Source organism: Arthrobacter oryzae (assembly GCF_030718995.1).
GTDB lineage: Bacteria > Actinomycetota > Actinomycetes > Actinomycetales > Micrococcaceae > Arthrobacter > Arthrobacter oryzae_C.
Window position 1 is genome coordinate 1349392 of record NZ_CP132204.1, and the last position, 21703, is coordinate 1371094.

Here is a 21703-nt window from a genome sequence, read left to right on the forward strand (position 1 = left end):
CGGCAGTTTGCGTCTGCCTTGCTGCCTGACTTGTGGGGATTGGGTTCGCTCACATGGCCTAACTTGTGTTCCTGCATAAGTAGGGACCCGCTGGATTAGCGGGTCCCTACTTGCATGGCTCCCATGCGTTGCAGCGCTGCGTCGACGGGAGAACCTTTTTATCTAGTCCTGGGGTGTGACTGCGCAGTCGGATAGTGCTTTGTTCTTGGTCTCTGGTGCCCAGAGAACTGAGACAATCAATCCTATCGCCAGCACTCCGGCGAGGATCATCATGGTGGTGCCGAGACCAAAGTTCGTCATTGATATTGGTAGCAGGAACGTTGATGCCACTGAACCAAGGCGCGATACGGCGGTCGCCAGGCCAATTCCGGACGAGCGAACCGGGGTTGGGAAGCTTTCGGCGGGGAAGACCCCTACAAGGTTGCTGACTGCTGAGAGGGCAAAGGTGAACACCGCGAAGAGGATCACCATGAGTGCCCCCAAGGTTGTGGGAACCCAGGCGAGTGCGGCCAGGGAAATGGTGAGAACGATAAAGGAAGAAATCAGGAAGCCTCGACGGCTGAACCGCATGGTGAACCAGATCCCGGCCAGAGCGCCCGCGAGAAGGAAGATGTTGAGGTAGATTTCGACGGCGTATCCCCCGCCGCTGGTGGCCAGTTCGGAGAGCCCCATTTTGTCGAGAATGTTGGGGAGGAATGTGTAGATCGCGAAGTACGGGGCCACGATGCAAGCGAAGAAGACGCAGTTGAAGATGGTGCGGCGAATGTATTGGCTGCTGAAAAGGGCCTTGAAACCCTGGGACATTACGTTTTCCCCTGGTACGGCCGTGATGGTGACATGGGTTCCAAAGTGTCGGTCCAAGACTTTCCGGGCTTCTGCGTCGCGGCCCTTGTCCATGAGCCAGCGGGGGGATTCAGGGGTGCCGAGACGCGCGACGAGTATGATTGCCGCGATCAGTGCAGGTGCGACAAGCATCCAGCGCCAGGCGTCCTCGATGTTCGATTGCATCAGTGCTATGCCCAGGACGGTTGCCAGCACGTATCCGAAAGTCCAGATGACGGAGAAGGAACCCAGGATTTCGCCGCGGCGCTTTTGCGGCAGGATCTCGGCCAGCATGGTGTGCCCGACTGCGTAGTCTCCGCCGATTCCCATCCCCATGATGACGCGCAGGATCAGCAATTGCCATGGGTCGGTGACGAAGAACTGGGCTGCGGTCGCGAGTGTGATGACCAGGAAGCTTGCAGCGAAGATCTTCTGACGCCCGATCCTGTCGGCGAGACGACCAAATATCAGTGCCCCCAGGAAGAGCCCGAAGAGCGCCCCGGCGCCGAGTGCGCCGGTCCACCAATCGTTCAGTTCCATGGCGCCGGTGCGTCCTATGAGCACGATTGCCATGCCGATGATTCCAACAGCGAATCCGTCGTTGAAGTGAGCGCCGAACGTGAGCGCTGTGATTCGGACATGGAACTTGTTCAACGGAATATGGTCGAAGTCAATCGTTCTTTGTTGCGAGATGCTGGTTTGTAGTGGAGCCATGATGGCACTACCCTTCTTGGTGTCCCGTTCCGGGTGGCAAGCCTTACGGGATAGGGAAAATGAGGTTGAGCTTGGGGCGCCGTGGTTGCGGCGCCCAAGACGATCGCGGTTAGCGTTCGTTCGGGTCTGAGATGCCCACGTATACGGTTTCCAGGTACTCGAGGATGCCTTCAGCTCCACCCTCGCGGCCGAGACCGGATTGTTTGACACCACCGAAGGGGGCTGCGGGGTTTGAGACAACGCCTGTGTTGATTCCAAGCATTCCTGTTTCAAGGGACTCAGCGAGGCGGAGCGTGCGGTTCAGATCCTTTGTGTAGGCGAAGCAGACAAGCCCGTACTCCGAGTTGTTGGCTAGGCTGACCGCTTCCTCTTCACTGCGGAATGTCGTGATCGGCGCCACCGGACCGAAGATCTCCTCCCTGAGGATCTGTGCGCCGGCGGGAATGTCGGTCAGGACTGTCGCGGGGTAGAAGTAGCCTTCACCTGGGAGGATCTCACCGCCGGTTCGAAGGGTTGCCCCGGCCAACACAGCGGATTCGACAAGTGAATGCACCTTGGTCCGGGATTTCTCGTCGATGAGGGGCCCAAGCTGGGTTTCGGGTTGAGCGCCGTCACCCATCGTGACTTCATTCATGCGTTTGACCAGGCGGGAAGTGAACTGCTCCGCGATGGATTCGTGGATAAGGAATCGGTTCGCGGCCACGCAGGCTTCTCCGCCGTTACGCAGCTTGGCGACCATGGCGCCCTCAATGGCTGCGTCGAGGTCTGCATCTTCAAAAACGAGGAATGGCGCGTTGCCGCCCAGTTCCATCGAGACGCGGAGCACTTGCTCGGCGGAGTCCCTGATGATTGCCCGGCCAACTGCAGTCGAACCGGTAAATGAAACTTTGCGGAGCCTTTCGTCCCGAAGGAGCGGCCCGGTCAGCTCGCCAGGCTGTGTGGTGGGCACGACGTTCACCACACCGGCAGGGACTCCTGCATCTTGGAGTAGTTCAGCGAAACGCAATGCTGTCAGTGGAGTGAGTGCCGCCGGTTTGAGCACACTAGTGCATCCGGCTGCTAGCGCCGGGGCGACCTTGCGGGTTGCCATCGCCAGCGGAAAGTTCCAGGGCGTGATCAGCAGCGAGGGACCGACTGGGCGGTGGTGGACCATCAGTCTGTTCCGGCCATCAGGGGCTACGGAATACCGCCCGGCAAAGTGGGTTGTTTCCTCCGCGAACCAGCGGAGGAACTCGGCCCCGTAATTGACCTCAGCGACCGATTCTGCGAACGGTTTGCCCATTTCCGCGGTGATGATGGCGGCCAGCTCATCGCGGTGCTCAATGACAAGGTCGAAGGCCTTGGCGAGGATGTTGGCCCGTTCGCGTGGAGAAGTTGCAGCCCATGCCTTCTGGGCATTTGCCGCCGCGGTCAGCGCGGCTTCGCCGTCGGCCGCGGTGGCATCGGCAACCTCGGCAATGACCTTGCCGGTGGCCGGGTTCACCACCGGGAACGTCGCGCTGTCGGAGGCCTGCACCCACTGGCCGCCGATGAACAGTCGTGTCGGCACGGAGTCGAGGATCGTCAGGACGCTCATGCTGAGACCTTCCTGTCAGCCGTTGCCAAACGCAAGGGGACGCCGAGCAGATCTTCGTAGAGGCGGATGGCGCTCATTTCGCCAGCAGTGTCTCCGTAGGCGCGGCGGGCTCGGCGGTGGATTTGTTCCACCAGGGCAGAGAGTTCGCTGGGCATCCCCACGGTGCGGGACAGGTCGACGTACAGACCCATGTCCTTGCAAGCCAGGGCGATTGCGAATCCTTCGTCGTAGTCTCCATGGTCGAGCACGGAGAGGACGTCGTGTTCGAGGAAGTTGCTGTTGGCCGGGCTGGCAATGAGGGATCGGCGCAGAACGTCAAGGTCAACACCGGCAGCGGTACCGACGGCCAGTACTTCGGCGGTGGCAACCAAGTGTGAGAACCACAATTGGTTGATCATGAGCTTGACAGCGTAGCCGGCCCCGTGGCCACCCACGTGCAGGATACGCTCCGGGTCTCCCATGGCTTCCAGCACCGGGCGCATCCGTATAACGTCCTCGGATTCCCCGCCGATGAATATCTGCAGTGTGCCGTTGGCGGCACCTACGGACATGCCACTCACCGGTGCGTCCAGGACGTGCAGTCCCGCGAAGGCTGGATCATTGATCACTGACTTCGCCACGTCAGGAACCGAAGTGGACATGTCGATCCACGTCGCGTCAGGCGAGATTCCGGCGAGGATGCCGTTTGGTCCTCGAAGCGCGGCTTCGACGTGCTTCGGGGTTGGCAGCATCGTAATGATGACATCACTCAGACGTGCTACCTCGGCCGCGGTTTCGGCCCACAGTGCGCCGTTGGCGACCAGCTCGGCTGCTGCGCCCGGGCGCAGGTCGGTGACCACCAAGCTGAATCCAGCCTTCTGCAGGTTGCGGGTCATCCCCGAGCCCATGTGACCCAGGCCGATGAATCCGATGTTTGGTGTGGTGCTGGGCATCGCTTATGCCTCCGACTTCGGTGTGTAGAAAGGGTTGCTGGGGGTGTTGCGGGCCGCAAGGACCTCATCGAGGCGGGGTTCGTTGGCCCTCGCCGCTACGATGGCGCGCCGGGTCGCTTCCCGGTTGTTGCGGTAAATTTCGTCGTGGTCATCCGTTTCCGGGTTGACCCAAACGGCGACGATGAGCGCATGCGAATCGGTCTCCTCTTCGCTGATGGCGCCTTCGTGTACGGCATCCGCTACGCCGGCGGCCACTCCGGCCTGCGCAGGGCCCCACAGCGCATTGCCGTGAAAATCGCTGACAGGCGCCGCTTTGCCCACGAGCAAAGTCAACGGTTTGACCGGAAGCGACGGCCGGAGGATCGCAACAAACGGGACGTGTCCCGCGCTGGGGGTTGCCAGCGCTGTTGTCCAGGCCGCGCCCGCCGGACCATTCCGGTCACCCAGCACGATATTGATATGGGCGGCGTTGCGGCCGCTCCCCACGAAGCTTTCTCCGATCAGCACGTCTGACATCGAGATTCCGTTCTGGCCAAGGGCCGGTTTTCCAGTGGTTCAGATCACGTGACCTGTTAGCAACAGACTAGAAACGGTGTTCCGACTCGCACAATCGTAGTTGTGTATATCGGAACCTGGATCGATTGGGCATAGACTTTTGACCATGGCGATCCGCAATGGAGAGATAAATTCAACTGGCTTGGCGCGGGACATTCGCCTGCTGGAACTGCTTGCCAGTGACAGGGCAGCCAGGACCAACGGGCTGGGGGTTACGGAACTGGCCAACCTCACGGGACGCAGCAAGGCTGTTGTCTCGCGGGCGTTGGCGACCTTGGCCGAAGCGGGGCTGGTCTCACGGGACCATGCAACGCTTCGCTACTCGGTGGGGCCTCGTGTGTTGGCGTTGGCGGCACGCTCGGGCAGTTCCGGTCTTGTCCGTTTGGCCCGGCCGCTTCTTCGCTCTCTTGTGCAGGCCACCCAGGAGACCGCTCACCTCTCGGTACTCTCTGACAACAGCGTCCTCACCCTGGCAAGCGAAGTCAGTCCCCATCAGGTGCGGTCGGCGGCGTGGGAGGGTGTCAGGACGGCTGCCTGGCGAACCCCTTCCGGTCGCGTGCTCATCAGCGAATGGTCAGGCGAAGAACTGGAAGAGTGGTTCCGGGTCCACTGGAGCGACGACATTGTTTTGGACGCAGTGGTTTTCCCACGTGAGGACAACCCTTTCCGGTTGCTGCAGACACCCAGCAAAGGCGTGGATCCGGACAACCGTCTGGACGCATTGCATGCGGAACTGGCGACCATTCGCCGCCAAGGCTTCGCCCTCATGGACGAGGATTTTGAAGAAGGAGTCATCGGAGTCTCCGCACCAGTCCGCGACAGCACCGGCGCCATAGTGGCAGCCCTGAATGTCAGCGGACCCAAAATGCGGTTGAGTTCCCGCCTCCATGAAGTCAGCCGTCAAACACGATTCGCTGCACAGGCCCTAACGGACCTCATGGCTGCAGGCTGAAGATTTCAATGAAACTGTTCTAAGCCACCGAGGCCGAGGCGTCAGAGCTTCAACCTAGCGTGAGCGGACACATACAAAAGAAGGACAACGCTTTGCAGTTGGGGCGCGCAGCTAGGACCGCTCCTTAGACCAGCGGAAGTTGCAGCGAGCGAGTTCGTGGCGCTGCGAATGAGCGACGATCCAGCAAAAGATCAGCGAGCCAATACGCTCGTCACGGCGACCTTCAGTCACGATTTGACGTCTACAGGAACATCGTTGACATATTCACTCATTCGGAAGCGAATAGTGAACTTCTGAATACGCGCTCCTGCCAGTAGAGCTCCTGGGCCGCTACTCGGCCTGGCTGGAGGTGTACAGCATCGACGAAGCGTTCCTCGGGGTCAAAGGCACCCCCGTCGAGCTCCTGCGGCTCGGCCAAACCATCAAGTCAGCCGTCCGCCGGAACGTCGGCGTGCCGGTCTGCGTGGGAATCGCCGGGACCAAGACCCTCGCGAAGCTGGCCGACAAATGGGCGAAGAACAATCCCGGCCTCAACGGCGTCTGCCACTGGGACGCCATGCCTCCGCCCGCCCGCGAAGCCCTGATGGGCCGGGTATCCGTCATTGAACTCTGGGGCGGGGCTTCCCGGCTCACCAGGCGGTTGAACAGCCAGGGCATCTTTTCGATCCTTGACCTCGCCCGCGCCGATCCGGTGCGGATCCGGGACCGCTTCTCCGTTGTGCTGATGCGGACGGTGGTGGAACTGCAGGGCACTCCGTGCATCCCGTTGGAGGAGGAACGCATCGGCCGCGATCAGCTCATCTTCAGCCGGTCCTTGCAACACCCATCACCACCGCGGCGGACCTGAGGCAGGTCATGAGTGTTTACGGACAGCAAGCCAGTGCACGCCTGGCCAAGCACAATCTGCAGGCCAAGGTCCTCACGGCGTTCGCGGGCACGTCGCACTACAGCCCGCTGGACACGTCCTACCCGTCGGTCTGCGTCACTTTGCCCGCCCCCACCGCGGACCCTGTGCTGTTGACCAAGGCTTCGCACGCCCTGCTGCCCCGGATCCAGGAAGGCACCAAGTACGTCCGTGCCGGCATCATGGTCACCGACCTGCGGCCCACGGGACTGCAGTCACCGTTGGAGGTGTTTGCCAACCCGCACGAGGAACGCGGCATCGGACCGCTGCTGGAAGACATCAGCCGCCGGTACGGCCGGGGTTCCGTGGGGCTCGGACACGCAGGCATCCGCGGAGGCCCGGACTGGTCCATGCAGCGCACCATGCTCTCGCCCCGGTACACGACTCACTGGGACGAGCTCCCCGTGGTCAAAGCTGCCTAAAGTCGCGCCTGTTACACTCTGCTCATGATCGGGCTTCCCTTCGCGGGAGATGGGCTTGTGCACGGCATCCTGACGGGGCTTGGCATTGTCGCGGCCCTGTTGTTTTACGCCCATGAAAAGCGCCGCCGTGGCCTCACCGATCCCCGGCTATGGCCCATCGCAGGCTTCGCTGTAGCGTTCGGGGCCATCGGATCCCGCGTCCTCACCTGGGACGTTTCCACGCAGGTTTCCCTGGCGGACTGGTGGGGCAATGGCGACCGCAGCATCCTCGCAGGCCTGGTGGGCGCCTGGTTCGGAGTCCATCTTGGCAAGCGGCTGACCGGCTACCGTGAGTCCACCGGCGACCTGCTGGCTCCCGCCGTTGCACTGGCGATGGTTCTCGGGCGGGTCGGTTGCCTCCTCACCGAACTGCCGGGTACTCCGACCGGCGGTGCCTGGGGAATCGTGCTCACCCCGGCGCAGGCCGCACTGATCGGCGGACCTTCCGGGGCCGGGCTCCATCCGTCCTTTGCCTACGAAATCGTCTTCCATGCGGTGGCGTTCGCCGTCATGTGGCGCTTTCGCGATCGCCTCGCACACCCCGGCGACCTTTTCATCTGCTACGTGACCGCTTACGCGCTCTTCAGGTTCGGCGTGGAGTTTGTCCGCGGCAACGAGGTGCTCTGGCTGGGAATGAGCCGCCCGCAGTGGTTCCTGCTGGCGGTCCTCCCCCTGTTGATCTGGCGCATGCGGCGGGTGTTCGGGAAACCGGTCCGTCCTGAGTTGAAAGGAAGAGCGGCATGAGCGAGGACAACCCTGATGTTCCCCGGAACCCGCCCCCGCCCCAACCTCCGCCGCCCCCGGCGGACGGGCACGGGACGCCCCAAGAGCCGGCGGGAGGCTCCATGGCTCTCGGCGCCGTGCTCGGCGCCCTGGTCCTCTACGTGGTCTATGTCGGATCGCTTATGGCCGCCGGACCCTACGCATGGAGCTCCTTCGGCCTCGGGGGCCTGGCCGGCTTCATACCGATCGTCATTTACTTGCTGGTGGCCATCCTGCTGGCCGTCAGGCGCCGCACCTCGCGGTTCGGTGCGGGACTCCTGATTGGCCTTGGAATTTTTGTCCTGTTCGGCGGCGGACTCTGCGTCGGCGCCCTCACCCAGATGGGGGCCTGATATGAATCCTTCACCTTTAGCCGCAGGACGGGCGCTGCCCGGCCCCGGCCAGCCCCTGCGCGGTGACCGGATCCACCGGTATGTTACTGCGTTCTGCCCCCGCTGCCACGAGACGAACCCTCCGCTTGCCCAGGTGCGGCGCCTGTCCGGGGTGCTGCTCATCCGGGATGACCGCGTGTGGCTCGAACGCGGCTGCCCCGACCACGGCCTGGTGCGCACCCTGTACGACGAATCGCCGGAGATCCTGCGCTACCTGGAGAAATGGCAGGCGCCCACCAAACAGCACATCCCCGACCAGGCGGACAACTACCGCCCGATACCCGAGGCCTACGCCTACGGGCTTCCGGCCATGCAGACGCAGCATACGTGCATCCTCCTGCAGGACATCATCGAGCACTGCAACCTGCGCTGCCCCACCTGTTTCACCTCATCCGGCCCGCAACTGCAGGGGGTTGCACCGCTCAGCGAGGTGCTTGCGAATATTGATGCACGCCTTGCCCGGGAGAACGGGCGCCTTGATGTGTTGATGCTCTCCGGCGGCGAGCCCACACTGTATCCGCATCTCGCCGAACTGCTGGAGGAACTTGTTGCCCGGCCGATCGTGCGGATCATGGTGAACAGCAACGGCATGCTGATCGCGACCGACGACGAACTGCTCGCCTTGCTGGCCAGGCATCGCGACCGGGTGGAGGTGTACCTCCAATACGACGGCCCCTCCAAGGAAGCGTCGATCCACCACCGCGGCGGGGACCTGACGCGCTTCAAGGATGCGGCCATCTCACGTTTGTCCGAGGCGGGCATCTTCACCACCCTGACCATGACGGCAACCCTCGGCGTCAACGACGGCGAGGTGGGCGCCGTCGTCATGCGCGCCCTTGAAACCCCGTTCGTGGGCGGAGTAGCGCTGCACCCGGTGTTCGGTTCCGGCCGCGGGCACGGAATCGATCCCCTGGACCGGCTCACCCACACGGGCGTCCTCGAAAGGCTGGCGGAGCAAACCAACGGGGTGGTCTCGTGGCATGACCTGACAGCACTGCCCTGCTCGCATCCGCACTGCGCGTCCGTGGGCTACATGCTGAAGGACGACTCCGGTGTCTGGCGCTCGCTGACTGCCCTTATCGGGCACGACCAACTGCTCGCGTGGCTGGAACTCAACCCGGACAGCCTCGCCAACCGCATCGCCGACAGCGCGATCCCGCTCGAACTGCGCAGCCTGATGAAGTCCTCGCTGCTCGACCTGCTGAGCGAACAGTCGTCCCTGTCCCACCCGCGGACCGCTGACCTCTGGGAAAACATCTGCACCCAGTGTGACCTGGGCATCGGGACGCTCACCACTCTGGCCGCCGGCAAGCTACCGGGCCAGCAGCAACGGCTGCGCAGGCTCCTCGCCGAACGCGTCACCCGCATCATGGTGAAGCCGTTCATGGACATTTCCACCATGATCGAAGAACGGCTCACGCAGTGCTGCGTCCATGTGGGAACCAAGAGTGACGCAGGCGGTCACCAGTGCGCCCCCTTCTGCGCAGTGCAGGCGTGGCCCGCCCTGTCCAGGCAACGGATGAGCACTGCTACGGGTCAGCAACTGCTCCCGGTGCGGCAGCTTTAGGGAGGATCATGGGTTCCAACTCGGACGCCCGGCGCATCGCAGCCGGCCCCCTGCCCTCGCAGCTGGTACCACCCCGGGACGGCGCCGGGCCAGCCGCCCCGCCCGGGGGCAAGCCCAACTCCGACGCGCAACCGCAGGAGGCTGCCCCGTTCGATCCGCTGCGACTCTGCATCTTCGCCACGATCGCCCTGCTGGGCTGGCTGGCCGGCCCGGTGGCATTGGCCGTGTTCGCGGCCATCGGGTTCACCGGGTACTGGAAAGCGCGCCGGAGGGGCCTGAAGAAGTCGAACTGCTACCTCCGCGACACCCGGCTCGTGCTCGGTTATCTGGGCGTCCTCCTGGCCGCCGGCCTGTGGGGGATTTACGCGCTCGGGGCTCGTCTGTTGGGTTTCTGAAGCAGGCTGAAGTGGCGCATTTCCTCGCGGGCCAGTCACACCTACGCCGCCAGCGGGGAGCCGAACATTTCCGCTGCACGCCGCAACAGGTGCTCCGGAACGTCCGCTTCGCCGCCGCGCCCGGTACGGCCCAGGAACACCGCTGTGCCCCGGGCGGCATCGGACAGGTCGAGCCCGGCCTCACGGATAAGTTGGGCAGCGCGGATGTTGGGCGGCAGGTCCATAAAGTGGCCTTCGGCGTTGAGGTAGACATGCCAGTCACCGCGGCTGACGGATTCCAGATGTCCCCCGACGAGGCCCTGAAGGGTGTCGGTCGTCGCCTCAAGGGTCATGGTCCGCAGGGGCTCACCCAGCCGGGCCGGGATAACCAATGCTTTACATGTGGTGCTCATTTTTCTTCCTCAGTACTAGTAACTGGGAGCTGCCTCAATCTGTTCCCGATCGCTCACTGCGAACGCCAAATATGACGGAATCCGACACGGCATTGACCGAACCGTAATGCGGGCGGCCCGTGACTAGCCAAGAAGGCCCGCCATCCCCCATGCTTGCTCCATGTCCTCAATGTCGAGCCCATACCGGATCATCGCGGTCTGCACCGGAAACATCTGCCGGTCCCCGATGGCCGAGCTGATGCTGGCCGAGGCCTTCGCAGCAGCGGGGCTCGCCGGCGCCGTCGTCGTTGATTCCGCCGGAACCACAGCGTATGAGGCCGGCCGCCCCATCGATCCCCGGGCCGCCCGCAAACTGGCTGCCCACCAGCTCACCTCGGACCGGCACGTTGCGCGGGAGTGGCGGCCTGAATGGTTCCGCGACCGCCACCTGATCCTCGCCTTGGACGTGGACCATTACGGCTGGCTGCGGGCCACCGCCCCTGACGGGGAGGCCCTGGCCCGGATCCGTATGCTGCGCAGCTTCGATCCCGCCGTATCCGGCCGCGACCTCCTGGACCAGGGCATCGAGGACCCCTGGTACGGCGGCCACGCGGACTTTGACGTGACGTGGGACCTCATCAAGGCCGCCATTCCGGGAATCGTGGACCACGTCCGCCGGGAAGCGCCGCAACAGAACCAGTCCGGGCAGCAGGTACGCTCTATTTCATGACCCCTGCACCCGTGATCATCGCCATCGACGGCCGGTCCGGCGCAGGAAAAACCACTCTGGCGATCGAACTTGCCGCCCGGCTGCGGGAGCACCACAAGGTGTCGCTGTTCCATCTGGAGGACATCTATCCCGGCTGGAACGGGCTGGCGGCCGGCGTCGAACGCTATGTCAGCACCGTGCTGGCTCCGCTGCACCGCGGGGAGGCCGCTGAATGGGTCAGCTGGGACTGGGAGAAGCATTACGACGGCGCAACGCGCACCACCCTGCCGGCGGAGATCGTGATCGTGGAGGGTGTGGGCGCCGCGGCCGCCGCCGCCCGCCCGCTGCTGGACGCGGTCGTCTGGGCGGAGTCCTCCGACGACGACCGCCGCATCCGTGCCCTGGCCCGTGACGGGAGCACGTACGAACCGTTCTGGGATCAGTGGGCCGCGCAGGAGGACGAATGGCTGGCAAGTGACCCGGTGCAGGACACGGCCGACATCCGGGTGCTCAACCGCGCCGACGGCACGGCCCCTGACGACGTCCTCCAGGCGCTCCAGTACCTTCCCGCCCTCGCCGCGGTGATGCTGCCCGAGCTCTCGGCCCGCCGCGGCCTTCAGCTCCACGCCGAGCGGCTGGACTGCGATCCCGACCCCGCCCGGCTCTTCGACGCCCTCTACGGCCGTTCGCCACATGCCGTGTGGCTGGACTCCTCGCTTCGGACGGAGGGGACGGCCGGCGAGCGCAGCCGCTTCAGCATCCTGGCGGACGACGGCGGCAGGTTCGGCCAGGACGTCCGGCACCGGTCCGGCGTCACCCGCCTGACGACAGGCACCGCCACGGTTTCCACCGCGGGACCGTTCTTCCGCTGGCTGGACGGCGTCTGGGGCCGCCGCGCACTCCGCCCGCCTGAAGGCTACCCCTGCGAATTCACGCTCGGCTGGCTGGGCTACCTGGGCTACGAGCTCAAGCGCGAAACCGGCGGCAGCGACGTTGCCTCCGGAACCCCCGACGCCGCCCTGATCTTTGCCGGCCGGGCCGTGGTGCTCGACCACCGCGAGGGCAGCACATGGCTGCTTGCCTTGGAGTCACCCGACGCCGCGGACTGGCTGGCCCGCGCCCGCTCGGCAGTCACGGCGGCTGCGGCTCCAGCCGCACCACCGGAACTCGGCGCCAGCACCGCCGTCGTACCCGGAACACAACCTGCCCCCGCCTTCACCGGCCGCGATACCCAGGCAGCCTACAAGCGCAAGATCGCGGACGCGCAGCATGAAATTTCCGAGGGGAACAGTTACGAGGTCTGCCTCACCACCGCCGTCAGCGCCGCCGTGCCGGCCGGCCCGGACGCAACGGCCGGTCAGGTCGGAACGGACGCGCTGGATCCCTGGCGGGCGTACCTGGCCCTTCGCCGGAAGAACCCGGCACCGTTCGCCAGCTACCTGCGCTTCGGTGAGCTGACGGTGGCCAGCACGTCACCGGAGCGATTCCTGCGGATAGCGGCCGACGGCGGCATGCGCGCAGAGCCGATCAAGGGCACCCGCCCCCGGGCCGCGGAGCCTGCCCGCGACGACGAGCTGCGGCGGGACCTTGAGTCCTCCCCCAAGGACCGCGCCGAGAACATCATGATCGTGGACCTGCTCCGCAACGACCTCAGCCACTTCGCCGTGGCGGGGTCCGTCACCGTCAGCCGGCTCTGCGCGATCGAAAGCTACGCCACGGTGCACCAGATGGTCAGCACCATCGACGCCAGGCTCAAACCGGGGCTGCCGCGCGCCGAAGCCGTTGCCGCCTGCTTTCCCGCAGGGTCCATGACCGGGGCTCCGAAGATCAGCACCATGGCCATCCTGGACCGGCTCGAAGGGGCGCCGCGCGGGGTCTACTCGGGCGCCATCGGCTACTTCTCGCTGAGCGGGGCGATGGACACGGCGGTGGCCATCCGGACGCTGGTGATCCGCGCGGACGGTGCCGGCGGCACGGAACTGAGTCTCGGCGTCGGCGGTGCCATCACGGCGGATTCCTCCCCGCAGGAGGAATACGACGAAATCCGGACGAAGGCATACGGGATCCTGTCCGCGCTGGGCGCGGAGTTCCCGGAAAGCTGACCTACTGCAGGGTGGCCGTGAGCCGGGCGACGTTGTCCACGTATTTGACCGCCATGGGCCGCTCCATCCAGTCCTCCAGCGTCAGCTCGCGGGAAATGTCCCGGTAGGTGTCCTCCACGGCGCGCATCTTGGCCACGATGTCGGCGCCCAGGAGCATCACTGAAACCTCCAGGTTCAGCGAGAAGGACCTCATGTCCATGTTGCTGGAGCCCAGGACGGCCACTTCGTCGTCGATGGTGAAGTGCTTCGCGTGCAGCACGAACGGCGCCTTGTACAGGTAGATCCGCACGCCCGCTTCCAGCAGCGCCTCGTAGTAGGACTGCTGGGCGTGGTGGACCAGGAACTGGTCGCCTTTTTCCGAGACGAAAAGTTCGACGTCGACGCCCCGCTGCGCCGCCGTCGTCACCGCATAGAGCAGCGAATCGTCGGGGACGAAGTACGGGCTGCAGATGGAGATCTTGTGCTGGGCCGAGTAGATGAGCGTGTTGAACAGGCGCAGGTTGTTCTCGGTGATGAAGCCGGGGCCGCTGGGCACGGCCTGGGCGGTCACGGTGCCCGGGGCCAGTTCCGGCCGGTGGGCCAGCTGGTCCTCCAGGGACTCGTCCGTCTCGCTAAGCCAGTCCGTGGCGAAAACCACGTTGAGCGTGGTGACGATCGGCCCGCGCAGGCAGGCCATGAGCTCCACCCACTCGCGCCCCACTTTGCGGTGCCGGGGGTTGTTGTAGGAGGGCTCGATCAGGTTCTGTGAGCCCGTGAAGGCGATTTCGCCGTCGATCACCATGATTTTGCGGTGGTTGCGCAGGTCGGGACGGCGCCACTGGCCGTGCACCGGGCGCAGCGGCAGCATAGGCCGCCACTGGATCTTGCTCGCCTTGAGGCGCTTGATGAGCTTCCGGTAGCCCTTGATCCGCAGGGTGCCGAGGTGGTCGAACAGCACGCGGACTTCCACGCCTCGTTCCGCCGCCTCTTCCAGGGCCGCGAACAGATCCTCGGTGATGTGGTCCGTGCTCATGATGTAGAACTCGGCGTTGACGAATTCCTTGGCCCCGCGCACAGCTTCAGCCATGGCCTTGATGGAGTCCGGGTAGCCGGGCAGGAGCTCCACGCTGTTGCCGTCCACCATGGGCAGCGAACCGAGTGTCTTGTTCAGTTCCGCCGCCGAGGCCACCCATTCCGGGCCGCTGTAGCGGCTTTCGACGGCGGCCAGCTGCGACGTGCCGGCCCGGACCCGTTTGTTCACGGCATCCTGCTGCGCCCGGCGCTTGCGGGAGAGCTTGAAGTTTCCGAACAGCAGGAACAGGATCAGCCCAACGGCGGGCACAAAGAAGATTCCCAGCAGCCAGGCCATCGCCGTGGTGGGACGGCGGTTGCCCGGGATGATGCCGAGCGCCAGCACCCGGATGACCAGGTCAACAATGCTCAACGTGAGCACCAGCCAGTACGGCGCGGTGCCCACCAGCGGAAACGGCCACAACACAGAGAAACCCCCACGGTAACTCGCCCGCCGGACCGGTTCCGGAGAGGCATTCAGCACAGCCTATCCCGCGGCCGGACTCCGGTGCCGCGGCTAAGCTTGAGGCATGACTGCTGCTGCCCCGGCCACCGTGCTCGTATTCCTTGACCCCCGGTTCGAAGAGGGCCGGATCGCCGATGCGTCGCAGCCCCAACTGATGGCCACGGACCAGGGCGCCACCCGCGGCGACGGCGTCTTCGAATCCATGCTGGCCGTGGGCGGGACGCCCCGGAAGCTCGACGCGCACCTGCGGCGGCTGCAGGGTTCCGCTGTTGCGCTGGAACTGTCGATTCCGGGCGAGGACGCCTGGCGCCGGGCCATCGCGACGGCGGTCAGCGAGTACCGTTCCCAGCACCCCGCCAGCACCCCCGACGAGGACGAGGCGGTAGTGAAGCTGATCTGCACCCGCGGCGCCGAGGGCGGCGCAGCCCCCACCTGCTGGGTCCAGGCCTCACCGGTTCCTGCGGCTGGCCGCCGGCAGCGCGAAACCGGGATCGACGTCATCCTGCTGGACCGCGGGTACGACAGTGAAGTGGGCGAACGCGCGCCGTGGCTCCTGCTCGGTGCCAAGACACTTTCCTACGCCGTGAACATGGCTGCCCTCCGGTACGCCCACAGTCAGGGTGCGGACGACGTCATCTTCACGTCGTCCGACGGCAGGGTCCTCGAAGGCCCCACGTCCACGGTCCTGCTCGCTCACCTTGACACGTCCGACGACGGCGCCGGCGGCACCCGCACAGTGCGCCGCCTGATCACGCCGCAGCTCGACAGCGGCATCCTTCCGGGCACCTCGCAGGGCGCGCTGTTCGCAGCCGCCAAGGCGGCAGGCTGGGAACTCGGCTACGGCCCGCTGGAACCGCGGGACCTCTTCGATGCCGACGCCGTATGGCTGATTTCCAGCATCCGGCTGCTGGCTCCCGTGAACCACATCGACGGCAAGGAGATCGGCACGCCCGCGCTGCGGAAGCAGCTGACGGACGAACTCAACGAACTGTTCGCCACGATCGAATAGCGTTACCGTCCCCCCGGACGCTCTCTCACTTCCTGCCGGCTGCCGCGCGCGCCGCGGCGTCGATCCGCGCGCGGTGCGCGGCCCATTCCCGGGCGGTTCGCGTGGTCAGGTTCTGATCACCCGGCCGCTGGCCGGCAGATCCGTCGATGAGCTCGCGGAGGATGTCCGCGTGGCCCAGATGCTGGGCCGTTTCCACGCACATGTGCACCAGGATCTGGTGCAGGGTCACATGCCTGCGCTCCTCAGGCCACCACGGGACGATGCCCGGCGCGTCCAGCGGGAGGGCGTCAATGGTCGCATCGCTGTGCGCCGCGGAGAAGTGATGAAGTTCAAGAATCTGCTCCTGGCTCTCATCAGGCGTTGCCCACATGTCGGCGTCCGGTTCTGCATCATTGGCATCCCAAGGCAAATCGCGCGGACTGGGGCGCCCGAAGACCTCGCCGAAATAGCCGAGTTCCACGCTGGCCACGTGTTTGACGAGGCCCAGCAGGTTGGTGCCGGTGGGTGTCAGCGGCCTGCGCGCGTCGTACTCGCCCAGCCCGTCGAGTTTGCCGAGGAGGTCCGCGCGGCGGGTGCGCAGGTAGCGGTGCAGAACTTCCTTGTCATCCATAGCGGGCACTATACCGACTCCCCCACCGTCATAAGTGAGAGAGCGTCCGGACTGGCGCGGCAGGAAGTGAGAGAGCGTCCGGAAATGGACGGCAGGAAGTGAGAGAGCGTCTAGGTGGCCTGGCCGTTGGATCCCGAGGTGGATGCCTCGTGATCCGCCGAGGTCCGCCATGCTGCCCAATCGAGCGGCTGGACGGACGGGCGGCCCAGCAGGTACCCCTGCCCAAAGGTCATCCCGAGGTCCATGACCGCGGTCAGTTCGGCCTGGGTTTCGATCCCTTCCGCGACAAGATCCGCCCCGACCTGCCGGGCGAATGCCACCATGGCCGCGCCCAGGGTCTTCTGGCCGGCGGCGTGGTCGATTCCCGCGATGAGGCTGCGGTCGAGTTTGATGATGTCGGGACTCAGGTGCGTGACCTGGCTCATCGAGCCGAATCCCGCTCCGGCGCCGTCAACAGCCACCCGGAGTCCGCGCAGCCGCAACGGAGCCAGTGCTGCCACAACGGGCTCGTATTCGTCCTCGGCAAGCCGCTCCGTCAGCTCGATGACGATCCGGTCCAAGGCCAGCTGGGAGTGCTCCGCGAACGCCCGGAGCCGGGGGTCGAGGCAGGTGGCCGGCGAGAGGTTCAGAGCCACGTAGACGTGCGCCGGCAACTGCTCTGCCGCAGTAAGGGCTGCCTGCAGGGCCGCAAATTCAAGGTCCGCCCCGAGGCCAACGGCGGCGGCCTCGTTGAACCAGTGGTCCGCGCTGGCGCCGTCGTCGCTGACAAAACGCGTCAGGGCTTCGACACCCACCACGTTCCGGCTAGAAAGCTCATGAATGGGCTGGAACGCGGTGAGGAGCATCCGGTCGCCGAGGATCGCCTCTATGCGGCGCCTGCTCCGGCGGGTGAACAGCACCATGTTGCCGTAGTCCTCATCCGGCAACGGCAGATCGGAGCTGGGCAGGTTGGGCTCGGACTCTTCCGATTGCTCGTCCGTAATGCTCCGGGTGGCCATGAGGTGCTCCAGGAGCGCACGTTCCGGATTTCCCGGGTGAGATTCCATCCGGGTGCGCAACTGCTCACGCGCCCACTCACTCTGCGGAGTGGTGTCATCCAGCACAGACTCGATGATGTCCCGCGCCTGTCCACGGATCGTCGGATCACCCACGTCCGAAGGCGGGTTCGACTGGGGTCCCCGGTGCACAGTCGATTCCCCATCGGTCAATGCTGGAAAAGAAGTCTCATCCATTGACATGGTCTATTCCTTTATAAGTGCTGGTCCCGGCTGAGCCCGGGACCCGGCCGTGGATACACCGCATTCTGATTCGAGGATGCGGGAACCGCGAACGTTTCAAAAGCGTACAACGAGACCGGGCTGTCTGTCTGTAGCTGTATCCGACTCGTGATGCTAAGCAGGCGGACTATTCCTCCACGAATTCCGCGGCCAGATGGATGTGGTTGTCCGCCAGCCACACCGGGTTGAAGGCTTTGCTCAGGTAGTTGCTGCCGGCGTCGGGCGCGATTGCCACCACCACGGATCCGTGCGGAGCGGCAAGCGCCACCCTGAGGGCGGCGGCCACCGCAAGCCCGGAGGAAGGACCCAGCGAGAGTCCCTCCTCGTTCAGCAGCCGGTGCTCGGTGGTGTACACCTCGTCGTTGGGAATGCGCAGGAAACGGTCCACGATGCTGCGGTCGAAGATTTTGGGCCACTCGGCCTCAGGCCACGAGTTCCCCACGCCGTCCACCAGGATTTCGCCCGGGTGGCCGCCGCTGTACACGGAGCCGGCCGGGTCGGCGGCGATCACCTCAACATGGCCGCCGGTCTTTTCCTTCAGGTAACGGCCGTTGCCGCTGATGGTCCCGCCCGTGCCGATCCCGGCCACGAAGTGAGTCACTTTCCCGGACGTCTGCTGCCAGATCTCCGGCGCGGTCCCCTCGTAATGGGCCAGCGGGTTGGCCGGATTGTCGAACTGCTGCGGCCGCCAGGCACCGGGATTTTCCGCCGTGATCCGTGCCGCGACGGCCCGCGCGTTCTCCGGCGACTCCGACGGCGCGGTCCAGTCCGTCACCACCACCCGGGCGCCATAACGGTGCAGTGCGGCCAGCTTTTCGGAGGAGATGGTGTCCCCGGTGACCACCACCACGGGATGCCCGGTCAGCGCGCCGATCAGCGCCAGCCCGATCCCGGTGTTCCCCGACGTGCTCTCGACAATGGTGGCGCCGGGCCGGAGCTCGCCGCTGCGCTCAGCCGCGCGCACCATGCTCAGGGCGGTCCGGTCCTTGATGGACCCGCCCGGATTGTCGGATTCAAGCTTGACGTAGACCCTGCTGCCCAGTCCCTTTCCCAGGACGTCCAGCGGCACCAGCGGAGTGTTTCCCACCTGCGCCAGGACAGCGGCGGCGTCCGCCGCAATATCGGCGTCGTGAACCGCGTGCCTGCCTGTCATGATGCTCATCATTGCCTTTCCGCACGGCCGGCAGTGTGGTCGGCCGCGTGATCGGCAGAGCCGATCCGGACGCCGTCCACTAAGCCGTGCAATTCGACGCGGGCCTGGTCCACCAGCGCTGCCGCCGGCAGGTGCCGGGCCAGCAGGCCGGAAAGACGGTCGACGACGGCGGCCGTTCCCTTGCCGAGCGGCCGCACCGCACGCGCTTCCGCCCCGCCCAGCAGGTAGGCGGCTGTCAGCGCCTCGATCGCGAACAGCTTCTCGGCGGCCTCCACTGAGCGCTCCAACTGCTGGAGGGCGAGCGGTGCCAGCGTTGAGTGGTCTTCGACGTCGGCGGACAGCGTGGGCGCGCCCAGCGTGGCCGGCGCCGCGAGAACTTTGAGCTCGGACAGCAGGCCGGCCGCGGAATACCACAGCAGCCCGGGCAGCTCTTCGGGCTGCAGCGGAGCTCCGTGCGTGGCCGCTTCGAGGTGCCGCTGCCGGATCTCCCGCTGCGGCGGGTAGAGCTTGGCGGTCCGCCGCTCGCTGCTGATTCCCAGGTGGGCCAGCCCCAGGCGCAGCGCCTCGAAGGCGAGCGCCAACTGCATGGGCTGGAAGTTTCCGCCGGACACCATCCGCCCGGAATCGACGTCGGTGAGCGGGTTGTCGCCCCGGCCGTTGAGTTCCACCTCCAGGGCATCTTCCAACGCGGCGACCTGCCAGCGGATGGCGCCGTGCGTCTGGGGTGCCGCCCGGAAGGAGAGCGCGTCCTGGACGGACACTTCCCTGGCCGGGTCCTCGAGCCAGCCACCCTCAAGGAGCCGCAGCACATGGCCCGCCGTGACGGCCTGCCCGTTCACCGCCTTGGCCGCCTGCACCGCCGGCGAAAACGGACTGAGGTTGCCGCCGCCGTCGTGCCGCGCCGTCGCCTCGAGCGACAGCGCAAGCGCGGTGTCCGCAAGGTCGGCGAGCCGGAGGATGCGGTGCAGCACCAGCGCGCCCACACCGATGGAGTATGAGTTGGAGCTGACCAGGGCAAGGGCTTCCCCGGGCGCCAGCTCCAGCGGGGCCAGCCCGGCGTCGGCCAGGGCCTGCCCGCCGGGCAGCAGCTGCCCGTCCGCCGCCACCGCCTGGCCCTCCCCGATGGCGACGGCGGCCACGGCGGCGAGGTGGGTCAGGTCTGCGGAGCCTACGGAGCCTTCGCGCGGGACGGCGGGGACCACGCCGCGGTTTAGCATCTCGGCGTAGAAGCGCGCCGTTTCAGGCCGGACTCCGGAGCCGCCCCGGCTGAAGCCCACCAGCCGCGCCAGGATCACGGCCCGGACCTCATCAGCGCCCAGCAACCCGCCCACCCCGCTGTTGTGGTACCGCACCACCTGCACCTGGTACGCGAGGATCGCCTGTTCATCCACGGCGGTGTCACGCCCGGATCCCAGCAAGGTGTTGAGGCCGTAGACGCGGTGGCCGGAGTCGATGGCCCGCTGCACCACCTCGCGCGAGAGGCCGATCAGCTCCAGGGCGTCCGCGCTGAGGACGAATTTCACGTCCGGGTCAGCCGCGGCCTCGGCGATGTCCCGGGCGCGCAGGTGGGCCGTGCCGATCAGGAAGTTCCCGCTGCCGTTGCCCATGGCACTAGAAGTCCAGCAGGTTCCGGCGGAAGCCGCCGTCGCCATAGCTTGTCCGGAGCAGCCCGCGGCGCCGCAGCACCGGGGCCAGGCGGTCCAGCACACCATGGACGGTGGCCGGATCGACGAAGCCGGAGAACAGGAACCCGTCCCCGCCCACCCGGGCGCCGGTTTCCTCGAGGTAGTCGGCAATCTCCTCGGCTGTGCCGATGATGCTGTCCCCCGCGCCGCCGCTGCGGGCTGCCAGGAGCTGGCGTAGCGTGGAGCCGGGCGGACCGGCCTTGGCGAAATGGTCCAGGGTGCCCTGGTTGCTGTTGGTGGTGAGTTCGGGGAGCGGGGCGTCGAGGTCGAACTGTTTGAAGTCGATGACGGAGAGGTAGGAGATGGAGTTCAGCTGGCTGTCGATGTCACGCTGCGTCAGCTGGCGGCGCTGCTCCCTGAGCTCGTCCGCCTCGGCGCGGGAGCCCACCACGGTGGGCTTCAGGACGTACAGCACCTTGACGTCGTCGGGGTTCCGCCCCGCAGCGGCCGCCTCGGCCCGGATCGAATCGCGGTAGGCCTTCATACCGTCCGCACCCCTCGCCAGGGCAATGGCGACGTCCGCGTTGCCGCCCGCGAACGCCTTCCCCCGCGGGGACGCGCCGGCCTGCACCAGCACCGGTTCCTCGGGCATCGGCGCGGTGTTGAGCGGACCGCGGACCTTGAAGAACCGGCCGTCGTGGTTGATCGGGTGGACCTTCGTATGGTCCGCGAAGATTCCGGCGTCGGCATCCTCCACGATGGCGTCCGGCTCCCAGCTGCGCCAGAGCTTGCGCACCACGTCCACGAATTCGTCCGCTTTTTCGTAGCGGAGGTCATGCTCGATCTGCTGGTCCAGTCCGTAGTTCTGCGCGGCGAGGTCGCTTCCGGAGGTCACCACGTTCCAGCCCAGCTGGCCGCCGGAGAAGTGCTGCAGGGTGGCAAGCAGGCGTGCCGCGGTGAACGGCGGGTAGAAGGACGCGCTCACCGTCGGGACAATGCCGAGGTGTTCGGTGGCGGAGAGCAGGTACGGGACCAGTGCCAGCGGATCGTGCTTCGGCGCGAACGACGCCTGTGCGAGCGATACCTCGGCGCTTCCGCCGTACGTGTCCGGCACCGTGAGGGAATCCTCGATGATGAACAGGTCCAGCCCGGCCCGTTCGAATTCCTGCACGGCGTGCTGGTACACGGCCGGTTTCTTCCAGTCGTACCCGATGCCGTAGCCGGGCGTGCCCCAGCCCTGGACGCCAAAGCCGTGGCCCACAAACCAACCGAAGTGCAGCATGGGACTGACTGTATTCC

Annotated in this window: 19 protein-coding genes and 1 pseudogene; 9 read left to right on the plus strand and 11 right to left on the minus strand. The window is 65.8% G+C overall.

All coding sequences use genetic code 11. The features are described 5' to 3' along the window. Positions 1-162: 162 nt before the first annotated feature. The 4 genes from Q8Z05_RS06255 to fae form a co-directional block, all read right to left on the minus strand. Positions 163-1536 carry an MFS transporter gene (locus tag Q8Z05_RS06255; protein WP_305942623.1) on the minus strand — a complete coding sequence of 458 codons (1374 nt, stop codon included), beginning with the start codon at positions 1534-1536 and terminating at the stop codon, positions 163-165. Between the two features lie 109 nt (positions 1537-1645). Next, entirely contained in the window at positions 1646-3112 is a 1467-nt protein-coding gene (locus tag Q8Z05_RS06260; RefSeq protein WP_305942624.1) for an NAD-dependent succinate-semialdehyde dehydrogenase, read from the minus strand. Further along, positions 3109-4044 (minus strand): NAD(P)-dependent oxidoreductase, encoded by a 936-nt coding sequence (locus tag Q8Z05_RS06265; protein WP_305942625.1) that lies wholly within the window; start codon positions 4042-4044, stop codon positions 3109-3111. Before Q8Z05_RS06265 ends, Q8Z05_RS06260 begins: the two co-directional genes overlap by 4 nt. A 3-nt stretch (positions 4045-4047) precedes the next feature. Further along, entirely contained in the window at positions 4048-4560 is a 513-nt protein-coding gene (gene fae, locus Q8Z05_RS06270) for a formaldehyde-activating enzyme (protein ID WP_305942626.1), read from the minus strand. A gap of 145 nt (positions 4561-4705) precedes the next feature. On the opposite strand from fae, the gene Q8Z05_RS06275 reads away from it, so the two are divergent. The 6 genes and pseudogenes from Q8Z05_RS06275 to Q8Z05_RS06300 all read left to right on the plus strand — a co-directional run bounded on the left by Q8Z05_RS06275 (position 4706) and on the right by Q8Z05_RS06300 (position 10032). Next, positions 4706-5551: an IclR family transcriptional regulator gene (locus tag Q8Z05_RS06275; protein ID WP_305942627.1), complete on the plus strand. Its 846-nt coding sequence runs from the start codon at positions 4706-4708 to the stop codon at positions 5549-5551. Positions 5552-5864: 313 nt separating this feature from the next. Further along, positions 5865-6877: pseudogene (locus Q8Z05_RS06280) on the plus strand (DUF4113 domain-containing protein); the annotation flags it as partial. Between the two features lie 24 nt (positions 6878-6901). Further along, entirely contained in the window at positions 6902-7660 is a 759-nt protein-coding gene (locus Q8Z05_RS06285) for a prolipoprotein diacylglyceryl transferase (RefSeq protein ID WP_305942628.1), read from the plus strand. After that, positions 7657-8031, plus strand: a complete 375-nt coding sequence (locus tag Q8Z05_RS06290) for a hypothetical protein (protein ID WP_305942629.1) — start codon at positions 7657-7659, stop codon at positions 8029-8031. The genes Q8Z05_RS06285 and Q8Z05_RS06290 overlap by 4 nt, the downstream gene beginning before the upstream one ends. 1 nt (position 8032) lies before the next feature. After that, positions 8033-9637 carry a radical SAM protein gene (locus Q8Z05_RS06295; protein WP_305942630.1) on the plus strand — a complete coding sequence of 535 codons (1605 nt, stop codon included), beginning with the start codon at positions 8033-8035 and terminating at the stop codon, positions 9635-9637. A gap of 8 nt (positions 9638-9645) precedes the next feature. Further along, positions 9646-10032, plus strand: a complete 387-nt coding sequence (locus Q8Z05_RS06300; RefSeq protein WP_305942631.1) for a hypothetical protein — start codon at positions 9646-9648, stop codon at positions 10030-10032. Between the two features lie 41 nt (positions 10033-10073). Here Q8Z05_RS06300 and Q8Z05_RS06305 read toward each other — a convergent pair whose 3' ends face one another. Next, entirely contained in the window at positions 10074-10424 is a 351-nt protein-coding gene (locus tag Q8Z05_RS06305; protein WP_305942632.1) for a DUF3846 domain-containing protein, read from the minus strand. A 160-nt stretch (positions 10425-10584) separates the two neighbouring features. On the opposite strand from Q8Z05_RS06305, the gene Q8Z05_RS06310 reads away from it, so the two are divergent. Both Q8Z05_RS06310 and Q8Z05_RS06315 read left to right on the plus strand, forming a co-directional pair. After that, positions 10585-11133: a low molecular weight protein-tyrosine-phosphatase gene (locus Q8Z05_RS06310; protein ID WP_305942633.1), complete on the plus strand. Its 549-nt coding sequence runs from the start codon at positions 10585-10587 to the stop codon at positions 11131-11133. Then, positions 11130-13214, plus strand: a complete 2085-nt coding sequence (locus Q8Z05_RS06315; protein ID WP_305942634.1) for a chorismate-binding protein — start codon at positions 11130-11132, stop codon at positions 13212-13214. Before Q8Z05_RS06310 ends, Q8Z05_RS06315 begins: the two co-directional genes overlap by 4 nt. Before the next feature lies 1 nt (position 13215). Here Q8Z05_RS06315 and cls read toward each other — a convergent pair whose 3' ends face one another. Further along, positions 13216-14691, minus strand: coding sequence for a cardiolipin synthase (cls, locus tag Q8Z05_RS06320; protein ID WP_305942635.1), 1476 nt, complete (start codon positions 14689-14691; stop codon positions 13216-13218). Between the two features lie 103 nt (positions 14692-14794). Here cls and Q8Z05_RS06325 point away from each other — a divergent pair, with 103 nt between their 5' ends. Continuing rightward, positions 14795-15739, plus strand: a complete 945-nt coding sequence (locus Q8Z05_RS06325) for an aminodeoxychorismate lyase (protein WP_305942636.1) — start codon at positions 14795-14797, stop codon at positions 15737-15739. A gap of 25 nt (positions 15740-15764) precedes the next feature. Here Q8Z05_RS06325 and Q8Z05_RS06330 read toward each other — a convergent pair whose 3' ends face one another. From Q8Z05_RS06330 to Q8Z05_RS06350, 5 genes are all read right to left on the minus strand, one after another. Continuing rightward, complete coding sequence (locus Q8Z05_RS06330) at positions 15765-16349, minus strand: DinB family protein (protein ID WP_305942637.1); 585 nt, start codon at positions 16347-16349, stop codon at positions 15765-15767. Positions 16350-16459: 110 nt separating this feature from the next. Next, entirely contained in the window at positions 16460-17500 is a 1041-nt protein-coding gene (locus Q8Z05_RS06335; protein ID WP_305942638.1) for an EAL domain-containing protein, read from the minus strand. A 253-nt stretch (positions 17501-17753) separates the two neighbouring features. Further along, a complete protein-coding gene (locus Q8Z05_RS06340; RefSeq protein ID WP_305943498.1) occupies positions 17754-18788 on the minus strand; it encodes a PLP-dependent cysteine synthase family protein in 1035 nt (344 codons plus the stop codon). After that, complete coding sequence (locus tag Q8Z05_RS06345; RefSeq protein WP_305942639.1) at positions 18788-20386, minus strand: aromatic amino acid ammonia-lyase; 1599 nt, start codon at positions 20384-20386, stop codon at positions 18788-18790. The genes Q8Z05_RS06340 and Q8Z05_RS06345 overlap by 1 nt, the downstream gene beginning before the upstream one ends. A 4-nt stretch (positions 20387-20390) precedes the next feature. Next, entirely contained in the window at positions 20391-21686 is a 1296-nt protein-coding gene (locus tag Q8Z05_RS06350) for an NtaA/DmoA family FMN-dependent monooxygenase (RefSeq protein ID WP_305942640.1), read from the minus strand. Positions 21687-21703: the final 17 nt, after the last annotated feature.

What these genes read in the sequence shown, in the direction of transcription:
- Q8Z05_RS06260 (WP_305942624.1), bottom strand. Translation starts at nt 3,112, where the DNA reads ATGAGCGTCCTGACGATCCTCGACTCCGTGCCGACACGACTGTTCATC.
- Q8Z05_RS06300 (WP_305942631.1), top strand. Translation starts at nt 9,646, where the DNA reads ATGGGTTCCAACTCGGACGCCCGGCGCATCGCAGCCGGCCCCCTGCCC.
- Q8Z05_RS06295 (WP_305942630.1), top strand. Translation starts at nt 8,033, where the DNA reads ATGAATCCTTCACCTTTAGCCGCAGGACGGGCGCTGCCCGGCCCCGGC.
- Q8Z05_RS06345 (WP_305942639.1), bottom strand. Translation starts at nt 20,386, where the DNA reads ATGGGCAACGGCAGCGGGAACTTCCTGATCGGCACGGCCCACCTGCGC.
- Q8Z05_RS06305 (WP_305942632.1), bottom strand. Translation starts at nt 10,424, where the DNA reads ATGAGCACCACATGTAAAGCATTGGTTATCCCGGCCCGGCTGGGTGAG.
- Q8Z05_RS06310 (WP_305942633.1), top strand. Translation starts at nt 10,585, where the DNA reads ATGTCCTCAATGTCGAGCCCATACCGGATCATCGCGGTCTGCACCGGA.
- Q8Z05_RS06330 (WP_305942637.1), bottom strand. Translation starts at nt 16,349, where the DNA reads ATGGATGACAAGGAAGTTCTGCACCGCTACCTGCGCACCCGCCGCGCG.
- Q8Z05_RS06350 (WP_305942640.1), bottom strand. Translation starts at nt 21,686, where the DNA reads ATGCTGCACTTCGGTTGGTTTGTGGGCCACGGCTTTGGCGTCCAGGGC.
- Q8Z05_RS06325 (WP_305942636.1), top strand. Translation starts at nt 14,795, where the DNA reads ATGACTGCTGCTGCCCCGGCCACCGTGCTCGTATTCCTTGACCCCCGG.
- fae (WP_305942626.1), bottom strand. Translation starts at nt 4,560, where the DNA reads ATGTCAGACGTGCTGATCGGAGAAAGCTTCGTGGGGAGCGGCCGCAAC.
- Q8Z05_RS06290 (WP_305942629.1), top strand. Translation starts at nt 7,657, where the DNA reads ATGAGCGAGGACAACCCTGATGTTCCCCGGAACCCGCCCCCGCCCCAA.
- Q8Z05_RS06275 (WP_305942627.1), top strand. Translation starts at nt 4,706, where the DNA reads ATGGCGATCCGCAATGGAGAGATAAATTCAACTGGCTTGGCGCGGGAC.
- Q8Z05_RS06285 (WP_305942628.1), top strand. Translation starts at nt 6,902, where the DNA reads ATGATCGGGCTTCCCTTCGCGGGAGATGGGCTTGTGCACGGCATCCTG.
- Q8Z05_RS06340 (WP_305943498.1), bottom strand. Translation starts at nt 18,788, where the DNA reads ATGAGCATCATGACAGGCAGGCACGCGGTTCACGACGCCGATATTGCG.
- Q8Z05_RS06265 (WP_305942625.1), bottom strand. Translation starts at nt 4,044, where the DNA reads ATGCCCAGCACCACACCAAACATCGGATTCATCGGCCTGGGTCACATG.
- Q8Z05_RS06315 (WP_305942634.1), top strand. Translation starts at nt 11,130, where the DNA reads ATGACCCCTGCACCCGTGATCATCGCCATCGACGGCCGGTCCGGCGCA.
- Q8Z05_RS06255 (WP_305942623.1), bottom strand. Translation starts at nt 1,536, where the DNA reads ATGGCTCCACTACAAACCAGCATCTCGCAACAAAGAACGATTGACTTC.